15 protein-coding genes are annotated in these 13879 nt (G+C 71.2%); 7 read left to right on the plus strand and 8 right to left on the minus strand.

The annotated features are described in order from the left end of the window. Positions 1-222: C40 family peptidase (locus ACTMTI_RS16415; protein WP_441121209.1), on the plus strand; the 222-nt coding region annotated here is incomplete at its 5' end. A gap of 48 nt (positions 223-270) precedes the next feature. Here the strand turns inward: ACTMTI_RS16415 and ACTMTI_RS16420 are convergent. The 5 genes from ACTMTI_RS16420 to ACTMTI_RS16440 are packed head-to-tail and all read right to left on the minus strand — an operon-like array spanning position 271 to position 5274. Next, positions 271-900, minus strand: coding sequence for a vitamin K epoxide reductase family protein (locus ACTMTI_RS16420; protein ID WP_441121210.1), 630 nt, complete (start codon positions 898-900; stop codon positions 271-273). After that, positions 881-1600: a DsbA family protein gene (locus ACTMTI_RS16425; RefSeq protein ID WP_441121211.1), complete on the minus strand. Its 720-nt coding sequence runs from the start codon at positions 1598-1600 to the stop codon at positions 881-883. The genes ACTMTI_RS16420 and ACTMTI_RS16425 overlap by 20 nt, the downstream gene beginning before the upstream one ends. A gap of 34 nt (positions 1601-1634) precedes the next feature. Next, positions 1635-2852 carry a DUF418 domain-containing protein gene (locus ACTMTI_RS16430; RefSeq protein ID WP_441121212.1) on the minus strand — a complete coding sequence of 406 codons (1218 nt, stop codon included), beginning with the start codon at positions 2850-2852 and terminating at the stop codon, positions 1635-1637. Then, positions 2849-3847, minus strand: a complete 999-nt coding sequence (locus tag ACTMTI_RS16435) for a saccharopine dehydrogenase NADP-binding domain-containing protein (RefSeq protein ID WP_441121213.1) — start codon at positions 3845-3847, stop codon at positions 2849-2851. The genes ACTMTI_RS16430 and ACTMTI_RS16435 overlap by 4 nt, the downstream gene beginning before the upstream one ends. Then, on the minus strand, positions 3844-5274 hold the full coding sequence (locus ACTMTI_RS16440) for an MFS transporter (RefSeq protein ID WP_441121214.1): 1431 nt from the start codon (positions 5272-5274) through the stop codon (positions 3844-3846). The genes ACTMTI_RS16435 and ACTMTI_RS16440 overlap by 4 nt, the downstream gene beginning before the upstream one ends. A 39-nt stretch (positions 5275-5313) precedes the next feature. On the opposite strand from ACTMTI_RS16440, the gene ACTMTI_RS16445 reads away from it, so the two are divergent. The 5 genes from ACTMTI_RS16445 (at position 5314) to ACTMTI_RS16465 (ending at position 8762) form a co-directional block, all read left to right on the plus strand. Further along, positions 5314-5985, plus strand: coding sequence for a TetR/AcrR family transcriptional regulator (locus ACTMTI_RS16445; protein WP_441121215.1), 672 nt, complete (start codon positions 5314-5316; stop codon positions 5983-5985). Between the two features lie 123 nt (positions 5986-6108). Beyond that, positions 6109-6702 carry a TetR/AcrR family transcriptional regulator gene (locus tag ACTMTI_RS16450; protein ID WP_441121216.1) on the plus strand — a complete coding sequence of 198 codons (594 nt, stop codon included), beginning with the start codon at positions 6109-6111 and terminating at the stop codon, positions 6700-6702. Continuing rightward, complete coding sequence (locus ACTMTI_RS16455) at positions 6702-7280, plus strand: carboxymuconolactone decarboxylase family protein (protein WP_441121217.1); 579 nt, start codon at positions 6702-6704, stop codon at positions 7278-7280. Before ACTMTI_RS16450 ends, ACTMTI_RS16455 begins: the two co-directional genes overlap by 1 nt. Before the next feature lie 35 nt (positions 7281-7315). Continuing rightward, on the plus strand, positions 7316-7891 hold the full coding sequence (locus tag ACTMTI_RS16460; protein WP_441121218.1) for a TlpA family protein disulfide reductase: 576 nt from the start codon (positions 7316-7318) through the stop codon (positions 7889-7891). A 25-nt stretch (positions 7892-7916) separates the two neighbouring features. After that, positions 7917-8762 carry a cytochrome c biogenesis CcdA family protein gene (locus ACTMTI_RS16465; protein WP_441121219.1) on the plus strand — a complete coding sequence of 282 codons (846 nt, stop codon included), beginning with the start codon at positions 7917-7919 and terminating at the stop codon, positions 8760-8762. A 33-nt stretch (positions 8763-8795) separates the two neighbouring features. Here the strand turns inward: ACTMTI_RS16465 and ACTMTI_RS16470 are convergent, their stop codons facing one another. Further along, positions 8796-9923: an AI-2E family transporter gene (locus ACTMTI_RS16470; protein WP_441121220.1), complete on the minus strand. Its 1128-nt coding sequence runs from the start codon at positions 9921-9923 to the stop codon at positions 8796-8798. A 601-nt stretch (positions 9924-10524) separates the two neighbouring features. Here ACTMTI_RS16470 and ACTMTI_RS16475 point away from each other — a divergent pair. Beyond that, positions 10525-11388, plus strand: a complete 864-nt coding sequence (locus ACTMTI_RS16475; RefSeq protein ID WP_441121221.1) for a substrate-binding domain-containing protein — start codon at positions 10525-10527, stop codon at positions 11386-11388. 28 nt (positions 11389-11416) lie between these two features. On the opposite strand, the gene ACTMTI_RS16480 is transcribed toward ACTMTI_RS16475, so the two are convergent. Together ACTMTI_RS16480 and ACTMTI_RS16485 are read right to left on the minus strand one after the other, a co-directional pair. Then, positions 11417-13021, minus strand: a complete 1605-nt coding sequence (locus ACTMTI_RS16480; RefSeq protein ID WP_441121222.1) for an MDR family MFS transporter — start codon at positions 13019-13021, stop codon at positions 11417-11419. Positions 13022-13093: 72 nt separating this feature from the next. Next, entirely contained in the window at positions 13094-13861 is a 768-nt protein-coding gene (locus tag ACTMTI_RS16485; protein WP_441121223.1) for a GntR family transcriptional regulator, read from the minus strand. Between the last annotated feature and the right edge of the window lie 18 nt (positions 13862-13879).

The raw sequence follows: 13879 nt of genomic DNA on the forward strand, positions 1-13879 counted from the left end.
CCCCGCACCACCTGGACCCAATGGAGCTGGGGCGCCGCCCGCCGCGTCCCCCTGGACGCACTGCAACCCGGAGACCTCCTCTTCAGCAAAGGCCTGGGACACATGGGCATGTACGCCGGCAACGGAAAAATGGTCCACGCACCCCAGACCGGAGACGTCGTCAAAGTCGTCGACCTCGACGACTACTGGCGCAACCGCCTGCTCGGCGCAGTCCGCCCATGACAGACCCCCTCTACCCGGCCATCGAGGCGTGCATCCCTGCGGGCCGGCTCAGATCAGACTGCTCCAGTACGCCCAGAACCGGGCCGCGATCAAGGTCATGATGCCGAGGAACCAGAGGGTCAGAACCACTGTGTGGTAGCCGGCCGCGGCCTGCGCCGCCCGTCGTCCGGCCGCGGTGGCGGGCAGGTTCCCCGTCGTCGCGTTGTGCAGGGTGACGTACCAGAAGACCGGAATGGTGACCGCCCAGACGATCATGCAATAGGGGCACAGCGCGCCGATGACGTAGAGGCTCTGGAAGATCAGCCAATGGACGAGGACGACGCCTGCCGTGACGCCTGCCTGCATGCCGAGCCAGAACCAGCGGGCGAGCCGGGCCCCGGCCGGCAGGGCGGCGCCCACGGTCGTGACGACGGCGAAGCCCGCGATGCCCAGCAGCGGGTTCGGGAAGCCGAAGAGCTCCGCCTGCGGGGTCCGCATGATGGAGCCGCAGGCGAGGATCGGGTTGATGCTGCAGCTCGGCTCGTAGCCGGGGTCCTTCAGCAGCGCGATCTTCTCGACGGCGAGTACGAACGATGCCACCAGTCCGACGGCGCCGCCGATCAGGAGCAGTCGCGGCAGCAGCCGGGGAAAGGGCGGGTTCGCGGGCGGCGCCGCGCGGTCACCCGGCGAGCGCCGCATCGATGGCCGCCTTGAACTCGTCCTCGGACCGAGGCTGGATCTTCGTGCCGTTGAGGAAGAACGTCGGGGTGCCCTGGACGCCCGGGGCTTCCCCGTCGGCGGCGTCCTTTTCGACGCGCGCGAGGGTGGCCGGATCGTCGTAGGCCTTGTCCCAGGCGTCCATGTCGAGCCCGAGCGCCTTGGCGTGACCGCGGAAGACCTCGTCGGCGGGTGCCCGCTGCTGTCCCCACCGATCCTGGGTCTCGTACATCAGCCGGTACATCGCCTCGAACCGGCCCTGCCGGGCGGCGGCCTCCGCTGCCCGGGCGGCGCGCATCGCGTTGAAGTGGGCGGCGAGCGGGAAGTGCCGCACCACGAAGGTGATCTTTCCGGCGTACTGCTGACGCAGCCGTTCCACCACGGGGTAGTGCGCCCTGCAGCCCCCGCACTCGAAGTCGAGGAACTCCACCAGCGTCACCTTGCCGTCCGGGGCGACCTGCAGGCGGTGGCTGTCCGCGCGTACCAGCCGTGACTCGCCGGAAGCGCCGGCCCCAGGACGGAAAGCGTTGACCGCCAGCAAGACGGCCAACACCACGACGAACACGCCGGACACCGACAGGGAGATCATGACGTTCTTCCTGCGCGCCGCCTTGCGCTGGTCGTCGGCGCGGATGGCCTCTATCTTGGTGCGCCGGGCCTCGGCCCGGTCCTGCTGTGACACTCGTTCTCCTGTTCATCGATGCGGACAGGTGTCCTCATGGGTGCGCGGGCGGGCGGTTCGATCGCGACAGCCGTCGCAGCGCGGTCTCGGCGGGTCCGGGGTGCCGGCGGCGTTCAAGGACGCGGGCTGCGGCAAGGGTGATCAGCCATACGGCGACCGCGTAGCCGGCGATGGCCGCACTGTGCAGGTGGGCCCCGAGCCCGAAGCCCCACGCGGCGAGCACAGGGGCGCAGAGCACCGACTGCGCCAGGTAGGCCGACAGGGAGCGTTGGCCCACGGCGGTGACGCCCCTGACGACCGGCCCCGGCCTCCGGCTGGAGAGCCGATGCCCGAGCAGGCCGAAGGCGGCCGCGTAGCCGAGCCCGGCGGGAAGGCCGGTGGTCAGCTGGGTGACCTCGAAGACGAACATCGACTCCTCCGGGATCGGCAGCCATCCCATGACCGCCATGGCGTGCGGCAGGCCGCCCAGCCAGCCGATCGGGACGCCGACGGCCGCCACCCGCCGCAGCAACGGCAGGTGGTCCTGCGGCCGCTCGAGGATCCGCTGCCGGGCCGCCCAGAAGCCGAGCACGATGGCGACGGGCAGAGTCAGCGCGAGGAGCCCCTGGCCGACGGTGACCACCGGCCAGAAGGCCAGGCGGTCCAGTACGGCGGCGAGCGGGTCGCCCTGCCCGCTGGCGGCCGTCCCCAGGCCCAGGTAACCCACCGTCTCGGGCGGCTCGGGTGCGATCGCGGCCAGGTAGGCGCCTGCGATGCCGATCAGGGTCGCCAGCGTGAGCAGGCCGGTGCCGATCATCGCCCAGGTGAGCAGCGTACGGTCGCCGCGGCGGAGGAACAGCCGGGCCAGCAACACCCCGGTCAGGCCGTAGGCGCCGAGAATGTCGCCCTGCCACAGCAGCGCGGCGTGGACGAATCCGAACATCAGCAGCCACAGGTTGCGGCGGCGCAGCTGCGCCAGGGCGGCGGGCAGCGATCGGCCCGCCGCCTGCCGGCGCGTCAGGGCCTGCACCATGCCGTAGCCGAACAGGAACGCGAACATCGGGTAGACGCGAAAGTCCACGGTGATGATGCTCAGGACCTGCACGATCCGGTCGAGTGCCGAACCCCCCGGCGGGTGGATGGTGCTGGGGCGCAGGTCCCTCCCCCACAGGTACCAGGGCGTGTTGGCGACCGCGATGAGCAGGAGCATCCCGCCCCGGGCGAGATCGGGCGCCAGCACCCGCGTGCCGGGGGCGGCTTCGGTGACGGTCATGCGGGCCTGCCCTCCCGGCCGTCGCCGAGGTCGAGGTCGAATCCGGCGGCGGCCAGCTCGGTCAGGAAGGCGACCGGGTCCACGAGCTGCTCCATGTGCCCGGCCCCGGGCGGGAGGCCGGGCAGCCGGTGGATCAGCAGCGCGGCGGTGCGCCCGGTGGCGCGGCTCTGCCGCCGTCCGCTGAAGGAGGCCTGCACCGTGCCGCAGCGCACCGTCACGGCGAATCCGTCACCGCCGACATGAACCGTGCCGAGCGCGCCGAGCAGCAGGCGGCGGACCTGGGGACGGCGGAGCAGGCGGGCGACGGCCGGGCGTCCGGCGGCGGACAGCAGCCGGGTGACGAGACGGGAGTCCAGGCACAGTCCCGTGCGGGCCGCGGTCACGCCGAGGGTGCCGGGCAGGGTGTACTGGTCGGAGAACGGGAAGCGGTGCACGGTGCGCTCGCCGGACGGCGCGGGGAACCTCATCGTCCAGGAGCCCTCGAGCTGCCCCAGCCCGTCCAGCGTCCAGGCGAGCGCGGCGGGCCCGTGCGCCTCCCCCGAGCCCAGCAGCGCGCCGATGAGCAGGTCCGGGGACCCGGAGCGCTCGGCGCAGACGCGCGCCAGCAGGTTGGTGACGCCGGGGATCAGCCCGACGCTGAGGGCGAGCGTGGCGCCGCGTTCCCTGGCCGGTCCGTCCAGCCGCTGGAGACCGGCGAGCAGGTGATGGGAGGCCGTCACGTCCACGTAGTGGATGCCGCGTTCCACGCAAGCGCGGGCCACGCGAACGTTGTCGATCTCCGCGCACATGAGGACGGTGCCGGCCCCGTCGAGTGCCCGGGACAGGTCGGCGGGGTCGGCGGCGTCCACCCGCATCGCCGTGGTCCCGGGGACGGGCGGGGCCTTGTCCGGGTTGCGTCCGGCCACGATGACGTTCGTGCCGGGGCGGCCGGTGAGCGCGGCGGCCGCCTCGCGGCCGACCGCGCCGTAGCCGCCCAGGATGAGGATGGTGTTCATGGGCGGTTCGCTCCTTGCGGTCGCGGGGTGGTGGCCGGGTCTGCGCCCCGGCGGGTGAACATGACCAGGGCGCAGCCGATCCCGAGGACCGCGAGGCCGGCCGCGATCGCGAATCCGGCCCTGAGCCCGCTCGCGGGGTCTGCCTGGGAGCCGGTCCACGCCGCCGCGGCCAGCAGCACGCCGGTCAGGCCGAGCGCGGCGCCCACCCGCTGAGCGGTGTTGAGCAGGCCGGAGGCGGCCCCTTGCTGGTCCGCGGGCGCGGCGCGTACGGCGGAGGCGGTGGAGCCGACGAAGACCGCCGGCAGTCCCATGGCGAAGGCGATGCTGAAGGGCAGCACGACGGTGAGGAACCCGGCACCGGCGTGCAGGAAGATCGCGTATCCGGTCAGTCCGGAGCCGAGCAGGCCCATGCCCGCCGCCAGCACCAGGCGCGTCCCGAAACGCCCCACCGCCCAGGGCAGCACGGTCCTGGCGGTCACCATGTTGACCACCGCGATCGGCAGCACGGCGAACCCGGCGGCGATCGCCGAATATCCCATGACCTCTTGCAGCATCAGCGACAGCAGCACGAACGCCGGTACGTGCGCGGCGCCCACCAGCGCATTGGCCACGGTGCCCGCGCGCACCTCGCGCTCGCGCAGCAGCCCGCGGGGCAGGATCGGCCGCGGGTGGCGCCGCTGGTTGACCGCGAACACGCCGGCGAACGCCACGGTGACCGTGGTCGCGGCGAGGGTGAGGGCGTCCCAGCCACGTACGGGGAGTTCGGAGGCCACGAACACCAGCGCCAGCAGGCATCCGGTGCCGGTGAGTGCGCCTACCAGATCCAGGCGCGGCCTGGTGATCGTCCGGGGCGGGTCCGCGGGGAGCAGGCGCGGGCTCGCGATGAGCGCCACCAGGCCGATGGGAATGTTGATCAGGAAGATCCACGGCCAGCCGAGCGTCTGGGTGAGGATCCCGCCCAGCGCCACGCCGGAGCCGGCGCCGAAGGCCGCCATGGCGCTCCACACCCCGAACGCCCGCCGGTAGGCCGCGGGCTCGGTGAAGATCGCGGCGAGCAACGCCAGCTCGGCGGGGACCACGATCGCCGCGCCGACGCCCTGCACCGCCCGGCCGGCGAGCAGTGTGCCGGCGTCGGGCGCGAAACCGCACACCAGCGACCCCACGGTGAACAGCGCGATGCCGGCCTGGAACATCCGGCGGCGGCCGAGCAGGTCGGCGGCCCGGCCGGCGACGAGCTGAAAGCCGCCGAAGGTCAGCTGGTAGGCGTTGACGACCCAGGCCAGGCCGGTTTCGGTGAACGCCAGCGCCACGCCCAGTGTCGGGAGCGCGACGTTGACGATGGAGACCTCGAGGAACACCACGAGCTCGACCGAGGTCAGCAGCAGTAACGCCGCGAGCCCACCCCGGCCCCATGTTTTTGTAGTCACGCTACAAGAATGTTTCTATAGTGACGCTATAGTCAAATCGTGAGCGAAACACGACGACACCGAGCCGGACGCGCACCCGAGAAGGAGGACGGGCGTACCGCGCGGGCCCGATCCACCCGCGCCCGCATCACCGCCGCGGCCACCGACCTGTTCACCACGGCGGGCTACACCACCACGAGCATCACCGCCATCGCCGACAAGGCCGGGGTGAGCGAGCAGACCGTCTACTACGCCTTCGGCACCAAGCGGGCCATCCTCACCACGGCCCTCGACCTGGCCATCGCCGGCGACGACGAGCCCATCCCCACGCTGGAACGGCCATGGGTGCACCAAGCGCTCGCCGACCCGGACCCGCTCGGGCACATACGGCGCCAGGTCGCCGGCGCCGGAGACATCTACCTGCGCGCCGCGCCGCTGCTGGACGTCGTGCGCAGCGCCGCCACGACCGATCCCGACCTGGCCGAGGTCTGGGCCGCCAACATCCAGCAGCGACTCACCGTGCAACGCGTCTTCGCCGAAGCCCTGGCTCGCAAGGCGCCCCTGCGCAGCGGGCTCACGGCCGACGCCGCGGCCGACATCGCCCTGGCGATCCTCTCCCCCGAGACCTACAACCTTCTCGCGGGCAACCGGGGATGGGAGCACGCCCGGTGGCAGGCCTGGGCCGCCGATGCCCTGATCGCCCTGCTCATGACGCCGCCTGCCACCTCTTGACTGCGCCGCGGAAACGGCCTGGGCGCGCTGTCGCCCCGCGCACGCCTGCCCGCCATCCGCGCTTGCTCACGGAAGCCGCTTCACGCTATCTTGGAATAGTCGTTCCAAGATAGGAGCTCGCGGATGCCGGACGTCAAGCATTTCGATCCCGACGTGGCGCTGGATCACATCGTGCGCTTGTTCTGGGAGCGCGGCGCCGACACCACGGGCATCGCCGATGTGGTCGAGGCGACCGGGCTGAGCCGCTCCAGCCTTTACGCGACCTTCGGCGGCAAGGGGCAGCTGTACGCGGCCGCGCTGCGCCGCTACCTGGAGCGGCAGTCGCAGCCGGTGTTCGCCGCCCTGGCCGCCGACGAGCGGGGCCTGCCCGCCATCATCGGGTTCTTCGAGCAGCTGGTGGCCGCCCGCTGCGCGGGCGAGCACGCCCGCTGGGGTTGCCTGGTCACCAACGCGCACGCCGCGTCAGGGCGCGATCTTCCCGAGGTACGGCAGGCACTGGACGACCACCACGGCGCGTTGCGCTCGGCCATGCGCACCGCGCTGGAGGCGGCTCGCGGGCACGGCCGGTTGCGGCCCGGTCTGGACCTGGAGGCCGAAGCGGAGGCGCTCACCCTGCTGGCCTACGGGGTCAACCTGCGCTCGCGAGGCGGCGCCGAGGCGGCCGAGCTGCTGACCGGCGTGCGTGCCGTGCTGGATTCCCTCACCAAGGAGAAGTGATGATCGATTTCACGGTGTACGACGAGAGCGACGCCCCCGAGGCGGCGCGCCCGATGCTGGAGGCGGCCAAGAAGCGCATGGGCTTCGTCACCACGCTCAACGGCGTGATGGCCGAGTCGCCCGAGCTGCTGGCCGGCTACAACGCGCTGGCCGAGCAGTTCGGCAAGTCCTCACTGCCGGGACCGGCCAAGCATGTGGTGTGGATCACCGCCAGCGTGGAGAACGGCTGCGAATACTGCGTCGCGGCGCACTCCACGCTCGCCTTGCGCGCCCGCGTTCCGGCGGAGGTGGTGGCGGCGCTGCGGGCGGGCAAGCCCTTGGACGATGCGGCGCTGGAGGCCGCCCGGCGGCTGACCCGGGCGATGGTCGCCGAGCGCGGCTGGGTGGGCGACGCCGAGATCGAGGCGTTCCTGGCGGCCGGCTACACGCGCCGGCACGTGCTGGACATCGTGCTCGGCGTGGGGATGAAGACGCTGTCGAACTACACCAACCACATCGCCCACACCCCGCTGGACCCGGCGTGGCAGGACCAGGAGTGGACCCGCGACGTACCGGGCGGAGAGGTCATCGCCTCGTAAGGTCTTGGCGGCCGATCCGCCCCTACGCTGTTCGCATGATCAACGTTCGCGCAGCCCGTATCGCGGCCATCACTTTGTCTGCGACGCTGCTGCTGACCGGGTGCGGTGCCGCCGGATCGGACGATGCGGCGGCCGGTCCGGCCGACAGCACGGCGCCGCTGTCGGCCACCCAGGCGCCCCCGCCCGCCACGGCGTCGGCCACCGTACCGGCAGCACTGGAGTTCACCGCCAAGACCTTGAACGGCGACACCTTCGACGGCACCAGCCTGGCCGGAAAGCCGGTGGTCTTCTGGTTCTGGGCGCCGTGGTGCCCCAAGTGCATGTCGGAGGCCCCCGCGGTCAAAGCCGCCGCCGGCACCTTCAAGGACGTGACGTTCGTCGGGGTCGCGGGTCTGGACACCGAGGCGGCGATGAAGGAGTTCGTCCAGCGCACCGGCACCGGGAACATCGTCCAGCTGTCCGACGAGAAGGGCGCAGTCTGGACCAAGCTGGGCGTCAGCTCGCAGTCCACGTTCGTGTTCATGAAGCCAGACGGCTCCACCGAGAAAGCCTCCGGCCCGCTCGGCAAGGACAGCCTGACCGGGCACCTGCAAAAGCTCCTGGCCGGGTAGTGGGAGCCATGTCGGAGTTGTCGCAATGAGCGCCGACCTGCCGCTCGCGCTGGCCCTGGCGGCCGGCCTGGTGGCCGCGTTCAACCCATGCGGGTTCGCCATGCTCCCGGTCTACCTGACGCTGTTGATCTCCGATGAGGGCGGCTCCCGCCGGGGGCCCCTCCTGCGCGCGCTGACGCTGTCGGCCGCGATGACCGCCGGATTCGTCACGGTCTTCGGCCTGTTCGGGCTCATCGTCACCCCGCTGGCCATCTCGGTCGGCCGCTACCTGCCGTGGGTCACGATCGCCATCGGAGTGGTCCTGCTCGGGCTGGGTGCCTGGCTGCTGACCGGCCGCGAGCTGCTGCTGCGCACGCCCGCTCTGGGGACCGGGCGTGTCACCACTTCGCCGATCTCGCTGTACGGCTACGGCCTGTCGTACGCGGTGGCCTCCCTGTCCTGCACGGCCGGACCTTTCCTGGCGATCACTTCGGCTTCGTTGACCACCGGCGGCGCGCTCGGCGGCTTGGCCGTATTCGTGGCGTACGCGATCGGCATGGGCCTGGTCGTGGCGCTGCTCTCGCTGGCCGTGGCACTGGCCCGGGCCACAGCGGTGGCCCGGCTGCGGCTGCTGCTGCCGTACGTGTCAAGGACCAGCGGCGCGCTGCTCGTCCTGGCCGGGCTGTACGTCGCCTACTACGGCTGGTACGAGCTGCGGGTGTTCTCCGGCGCCGCCACCGAGGATCCCGTCATCGACGCGGCCACCGCCGTGCAGGGCGCGATCACCGGCTGGCTGGAGGGCCTCGGCGTGGGCTGGATCGCCCTCGCGCTGGCCGTACTGGTCATGGTCACATTCGGGCTGCGACGTCTCAGATCCGCCAAGGGCGGCTGACCCGCGTTCCTCAGCGCGGCCGGACGATGGCCGCTATGCCTGAGGACGGGGCTGCTGATCCCCGCGATGCTTGGGCGTGGGCGGTTCCATGGCCTTCTCGACCCGATCATGATCGACGAAGGACAGGCCTCGTTCGACGACGCGATAGACCACCGCGGTGAGGGGGACGGCCACGACCGCGCCCGCGATTCCGCCTATCAAGGTCCCGCCGGTGACGGCCACCAGCACCACCGCGGGGTGCAGACGTACGGCCTTACCGATGATGACCGGCTCCAGCAGGTTGCCCTCCAGCTGTTGAACGATGACGACCGCCGCCAGGACCAGCAGCGCATCAGTCACTCCGTTGCTCACCAGAGCGACCAGCACGGCCACCGCGCCGGCCATGATCGCACCGACGATGGGCACGAACGCGAACAGGAAGGTGAGGAAAGCCAGGGCCAGGGCGAGCGGCACCTGCAGCAGCACCAGTGCGAGGCCGATGCCGATGCCGTCGACCGCCGCGACCACCATCGTTCCTCGCACGTAGGCGACCAGGGTCCGCCACCCGGCACGGGCAGCCGCGTCCACGCGCCGGCGGCGGCGGGCAGGCAGGCGGCGCACGATCCATTCCCACATGCCGGCTCCGTCACGCAGGAAGAAGAACAGCAACGCCAGCGCCGTCGCCATGGCCGCGAGCGTCTGTAGCGTGGTCATCGCGCCGGCGACGGGATCGGGCGCGGCACCCTGCAGGGCCGCTGTCACGTCCTCGATTGCCGCGTTCAGCTGCTGCTGGTTCAGTGGGCCCGAGATCAGGAAGGCGCGCAGCTGGTCCAGCCCCGCCAGTAGCTGGCGTCGGAGATCATCGAACTGAGCGATCGCCTGGTTGGCCACCAAAGTCAGCGGTCCGGCCACCACCAGCACGAGCAGGAGCAGCCCGGCGAGCGCGCTCAGCGCCCGGGGGACGTGCAACCGGCGCAGGAACGCCGCCACCGGATACAGCAACGCGGTCAGGAACAGCGCGGCCGTCACCGCCAGCGTCACGGTGGCCAGCCGTACGAGCACCCACCCCACCAGAGCGATCGCGGCGGCCGCGACAAGCAGGCAGGCGCTCGTCGCGGCGCCGGTGCGGAGCGGGCCCGGTACGGCGGCCCAACCAGCGGGTGACCGGTCGCGCGCGCTCACCTGGCTCCCTGCGGTGGCGGACTCATCTAGTCGTCGTGGCACGATGCGACCTCCGGATCAGCGAGCGCCACACCGCCTCCTCGGGAGCGGATGAGGCGCGCGCTGCCCCTACCCCGCCGGCATGAGACCAGGCATCACCGCCGCGCAAGACGCCCGGACAGGTAAAGTCGGCCGGCCCGCTGCCGGGCCTCAAGTTCCACGGCATGACCCTCTTCACATACACTCTGTCCAGCGGTTTCGCGGTGGTGGCCGGATCATGTCGGCCGGCCGTCGGGCCGCGGCCGAGCGGTAGGCGGCCGGCCAGGAGCCGATGTGATCGTGGCCGTCGTGTCGGACACGCGAGCCTGTCCGACGGGGGAAGGACCGGGCGCCCGGCGCATTCGCCGGGGCGTCCATCCTGACCGCCCCGCACAACGGCCCTGACCCTGCTGCTGGTCCCGGCATTTCCGGCAGCGGGCCGTGCACGGTGTGGTGATCGCGCTCGCGGTCCTGGTCGACACCTACAGCGCAGGTCAACGAACCAGTAAGAAGAAAGATCATGCGAATTCTCGCAACTGTCATAATCGGTGGCGCGGTCGGCGTAGCCGCCTGCGGTTCCCCCATGAGCGGTGAATCCCCGGGCAGCCTCACGATCGGCATGTCGGTGTCGACGCTGAGCAACCCCTATTTCATCCAGTTCCGCGACGGAGCGGAGGCCGCTGCGCTGAAGTCCGGGGTCAAGCTGACCGTCACCGACGCCCAGAACGACACCTCCCAGCAGGCCGGCCAGATCCAAAACTTCACCAAAGGACGCGTAAAGGCGATCATCGTCAACCCGGTCGACTCCGACGCGGTTGCCCCGGCGGTCAAGGCGGCCGGTGGGGCCGGCATCCCGGTGATCGCGGCCGACCGCAGTGTCAACGGCGCCGCGGTGGCGCAGACCGTGACCTCCGACAACGTGGCCGGGGGCAAGCTGGGTGCCCAGGAGCTGGCCAAGCAACTCGGCGGAAAAGGCAACGTGGTCGTGCTCCAGGGTACGGCCGGCGCCTCCGTCTCCCGCGACCGCGACCGGGGCTTCACCGCCGGCATCGCCGCGTACCCGAAAATCAAGGTCATCGCCAGGCAGCCGGCCGACTTCAACAGGGCCGTGGGCCAGCACGCCATGGCGGACCTGATGCAGCGTCACTCCGACATCACAGGCGTGTTCGCGAGCAACGACGAAATGGCACTGGGCGCGATCCAGGCTCTCGGGAAAAAGGCAGGGTCGCAGGTCAAGGTGGTGGGCTTCGACGGCACGCCGGAGGGGATCAAGGCGCTGCAGGCAGGCACGCTGGCCGCCACCGTCGCCCAGCAGCCGAGGCTGCTCGGCTGGCATGCGGTGAACGACGCCATCAAGGCAGCCAGGGGGGAGACCATCCCGAAGACCGTGGCAGTCCCCATCAAGATGGCGACCAAGGACAACGCTCAGGAGTTCTGGACCTTCTGAGGCGTTGTCGCGAAGGTCTCTTCGCCGGCTACGGGACTTCGCGAGGGCGTGGGATCCTGCGCGGGATGAGGAGGGCCACCGCCAGGCCGATGGCGGCGGCGATCACCAGGCCGGCGAAGACATCGTGGACGGCGGCGTACAGGGCCTTTTCCACGAAGGCGCCCGCCGCGGAGTCGCGCAGCTCGGGGCGGCTCAGCAGGGTGTCGCCCGCCGCGCTCAGCCCGGAGGGAAGGTCCAGGCCGGGCGGCATCCGGGACAGGCGGTCCATCAGCGTGGCGTTGGCCACGGCCCCGAAGGCGGCGATCCCCACGGCGCTGCCCAGCGACCGGCAGAACATGTTGCTCGCGGTCACCACACCGCGATCCGCCCACCCGACAGCGGACTGGACGGAGACCAAGGCGCAGGTGGCCACCAGCCCCAGCCCGACCCCGGCGGTCAGGGACGCCGCGCCCATCGCCCACACGCCGGTGTCCTGGCCGAGGAGCGCGGCCATCAGCGCTCCGCCGAAGACCAGCACGCTGCCGATGAGGGTGGTTCCCCGGAAGCCGATGCGCAGGTAGAGGCGGCCCGACATCGAGGACGACAGCGGCCAGCCGATGCTTATTCCGCCCAGCGCGACACCCGCCATGATCGCCCCGTGTCCGAGGACGCCCTGCACGTACACCGGCACGTACGACGTCAGGCCCATCAGCATCACGCCGACGATCAGCCCGCTGAGGTTGCCGCCCGCGAGGCTGCGCCGGGTGAACACCCACAGGGGCAGGATCGGCGCCGGCGACCGCCGCTCGAACAGCACGAACGCCACCAGCAGCGCCGCGCCCGAGGCCAGCACGGCGATGCTGGGCGTGGATCGCCAGCTCCACGCCACGCCACCCTGCAGCAGGCCGAGGATGACCAGCGAGCAGCCGGCGGTGAGCAGCGCGGCGCCGGTGTAGTCGATGCGCCGGCGCTGCGGCGTGATCCGCTCATGGAGGTGGCGGGCGAGCATCCAGAGCGCGAGTGCGCCCACCGGCACATTGATCAGGAAGATCAATCGCCAGGACAGGTACTGCGACAGCGAGCCGCCGACCGCTGGGCCGATCACCGCGGCGACGCCCCACACGCTGGACAGGTATCCCTGCACGGCGGCGCGCTCCTTCAGGTCGTACAGGTCGCCGAGGACGGTCATGCTGATCGGCAGCAGCGCTCCCGCTCCGATGCCCTGAACGGCGCGGGACACGATGAGCACCGGCATGTTCCACGCCAATCCGCACAGCACCGAGCCCAGCAGGAACACGCCGATGCCGAAGTAGAGCACCGATCTGCGGCCGAACAGGTCGGCGAGCTTGCCGTAGATCGGCACGGTGACGGCCGACGTCAGCAGGTACGCCGAGAACAGCCACGGGAACTGCCAGAAGCCGCCGAGGTCCCCGACCATCGACGGAACGGCGCCGGCGATCCCCGTGGCGTCCAGGGCGACCAGCGAGATGCAGAGCATCAGCGCGCCGAGCACGGGCCCGCGGTCCGAGCGAAGTCCGGTGCCGCGTGCCGAGGCCGGTCGAGGGAGTGCCGGAGGCCCCGTGCCGGCGGTCACCGGAGGGGCGGCGGCCGGCACATCCGGCGGTTCGTGGGGCGAGAACTCACCTGGTGTCACGGACAAAGCAGACAGCTCAGGCGTCACGGGGAAAGGTCGGCGGCGTTCCTGCCGTATTGCGCCGCTCGGCGGTCAGTCCTCCGGTGCGGCGTGCCGCCGCCGGTCGGGCGCGGAGAAGACGGCGCGGTCGCCGCGACACCGGATCTGGCAGACCGCCCAGGGACGTCCGGTGTCGTCACGGAGCAGGTCCTCGATGGACAGCAGCACCGCTCCCGGCTTGATGCCGAGCAATTGCGCCGTCTGCTCGTCGGAGGTCAGGGCCGCGATGACGGTGTCGCTCCGCACGATCCGCACGCCGAGCCGGTCCTCCAGATAGGAGATCACCGAAAGCTCGCTCTCTCGCAGCTCTCCGGCCTGCTCGCCGGTCAGGACGGCGTAGCTGACGAAGATCGCCAGAGGTACGCCGTCGTCGAGCACCAGGCCCTCCACGACGGTGACGGACGAGCCCTCCGGAAGCCGCAGCCGCTCGCGGATCGCCGCGAACGCGGGAATGACCCTGACCTCCAGGGTCTTGCCCACCAGCGGGCGGCCCATGCTCCACTGCGACAGCGGGAACAGCTCTCCGATGGCCAGCACCGTGGAGGAGGCCACGGTCGTCCCGGTCTTCGGCCCCCGGGTGACCAGGCCCTCGGCGGCCATCAGCCGCAACACCAGACGTATGGTGTTGCGGCTGGCGGAGAAGGCGGTGGCCAGTTCGCGTTCCGACAGGGCGGCGTCCTGGCCCATGGCCGGGAGCGTCGACCGCAGCAGGTCGTAGGTCCGGCGGACGGAGTTGTTGGATCGGATCGGTAGCGAGCGGCTTTTCCGGAAGCGGATTTCGTCGGCGATGGGTCGTCTCATGCGTCTCCCTGCACTACC

This window comes from Nonomuraea sp. H19, assembly GCF_052068215.1.
GTDB lineage: Bacteria > Actinomycetota > Actinomycetes > Streptosporangiales > Streptosporangiaceae > Nonomuraea.